The organism is Pedobacter sp. 05L430, assembly GCF_056397585.1.
The window spans coordinates 1-2,197 of sequence record NZ_JBFTNT010000447.1 but is presented as its reverse complement, the minus strand read 5'-3'; the positions used below and the strand labels follow the sequence as shown (position 1 = coordinate 2,197).

Below are 2,197 nucleotides of genomic sequence, written 5' to 3'. Positions count from 1 at the left end.
GGGATATACGGAATGAATTTTGCCATACAGGATCCACTTACGGGTAAATTACTGCCTAAAAATATGCCTGAATTGTATGCTGCCCATGGATATTTATATACTATGATTGGTATGGGCCTTATTGCAGTAGCACAAATCATATATTTCTGGCGTAAAGGATGGTTTAAATAGGACTGATTATTCTTACCTTAGCGGCTTATGCAATCTTTCGATCTAGACAAAACAGACGTATCTAAGATTAAGGCTGCTTTAGGCGGTAGTGATGAGGAACTAAAGGTTATTCTCGAAGAATATCACGCGTCTGAAATTGCGATCTTATTTGAAAGTTTAGCTAAAGAGGACAAGCAGCGCATTATCAACCTTTTATCGGTAGAAATCGCTTCAGAAGTCATCTCAGAGATGCACGAGGAGTCGCATCCTGAAGAACTTTTGCTTCAGTTGCATCCCGATAAGCGGACAGAGATTGTTGAGGAATTGGATTATGATGATGCTACAGACATCATATCTCAACTGGAGGAACACGAACAGAAAGAAATTCTTGGAGATCTGAGTGAAGATGATGCTTCGAGCATCCGTAACTTGTTAAGTTACCACGAAGAAACTGCCGGTGGTTTGATGAACACGGAGTTTATCCGTATAAATTTAAACCTGACCAAAAAGGACGCTATTGATGAAATTATCCGCCAAAGCGAAGAGATTGAAGAGTTTTATACTGTTTATGTAATAGACGATGAAAATACTTTTCAGGGGATTGTTTCTTTAAAGGACATCATTAAAGCCAAAGGAAATGTAAAAATAACAGAGCTTGTTAAAGCTGAGGTTGCATGGGTACATCCGGATACAGATCAGGAAGAGGTTGCCCGGCTTATTTCTCAATACAACATTACCAGTATTCCGGTTTTAGACAATGACATGAAATTGCTAGGACGTGTAACGTTTGATGATGTTATTGATGTTTTAGAGGATGAAAATACTGAGGATATCTTAAAAATATCAGGGGTATCGGAAGATGAGGAACTAAGTGGTAACTGGGTTGAGGCTGTGAAATCGCGTTTACCATGGTTGATATTGAATCTAGGAACGGCGTTTCTCGCTTCTGGGGTTATCCGTCATTTTGAGCCCACTATTAAGCTAATTGAAGTATTGCCTGCTTACATGACAATTATTGCCGGAATGGGCGGTAATGCAGCTACTCAGGCACTTGCTGTAACCGTGAGAAGGATTTCACTATACGACCTTACGGATAACCAGGCATACAGAACAGTATTGAAAGAGGTTACCGTAGGTCTTATTAACGGTGCCGTAACAGGCTTAATTGTATTTTTATTTGCCGTGTTTTTTGATTCTAATCCAATGCTTGGATTGGTGATTTTTCTGGCTATGACAGGTAATTTGTTAATAGCCGGCATAACAGGAGCAGGTATTCCATTAATTTTAAAGCGGGTTGGAATTGATCCGGCCATTGCTTCTTCAATAATTATTACAACATTTACAGATGTTTTCGGATTTTTGCTGCTGCTGGGTTTAGCAAGCAAGCTTTTACTTTAATTCTATTATTCATTATTATATGCAACCAACAAAACACAACTGGACAAAAGAAGAAATATCAGCCATATATCATAAGCCATTTTTGGATCTCGTTTACGAAGCAGCAACAATACACCGCGAGAATAAAGACTATGCAGAAGTGCAGGTGAGTTCTTTGATCTCGATAAAAACAGGTGGTTGCGCCGAAGATTGCTCTTATTGCCCGCAGGCAGCACGTTATCATACTGATTTGGAAGTTCAGCCTTTAATGCAGGTTAGCCAGGTGGTAAGTGCAGCTGTAAAGGCTAAAGAAGGCGGTGCATCACGTTTGTGCATGGGGGCGGCATGGCGCGAAGTACGTGATAACCGTGACTTTGATCGTGTAATTGAAATGGTGAAGGCCGTAAATGATATGGATATGGAGGTTTGCTGTACATTAGGTATGCTTACTGAAAATCAGGCCCAACGACTTGCTGACGCAGGTTTATATGCCTATAATCATAATATTGACACTTCAGAAGATGATTACAAGCGCATTATCTCGACCCGTACTTATGATGATCGCCTGAATACTATAAAGAACGTGCGTAAAGCAAAATTAACAGTATGCAGTGGTGGTATTATCGGATTAGGGGAAACTGTTGAAGACAGGGTTTCTATGCTGCAGACC

General features: G+C 40.2%; 2 protein-coding genes. Both read left to right on the top strand.

Annotated features, from left to right (window positions below; genetic code table 11):
- Positions 1-198 precede the first annotated feature (198 nt).
- Positions 199-1,548 carry a magnesium transporter gene (gene mgtE / locus AC1DG9_RS26225; protein ID WP_172662972.1) on the top strand — a complete coding sequence of 450 codons (1,350 nt, stop codon included), beginning with the start codon at positions 199-201 and terminating at the stop codon, positions 1,546-1,548.
- A 19-nt stretch (positions 1,549-1,567) separates the two neighbouring features.
- Positions 1,568-2,197, top strand: a 630-nt coding sequence (gene bioB / locus AC1DG9_RS26220) for a biotin synthase BioB (protein WP_477635589.1), incomplete at its 3' end; no start/stop codon positions are given.

Bases quoted from the DNA above. Each gene is read 5' to 3' on its own strand.
- mgtE (WP_172662972.1), top strand. From the start codon at position 199: ATGCAATCTTTCGATCTAGACAAAACAGACGTATCTAAGATTAAGGCT.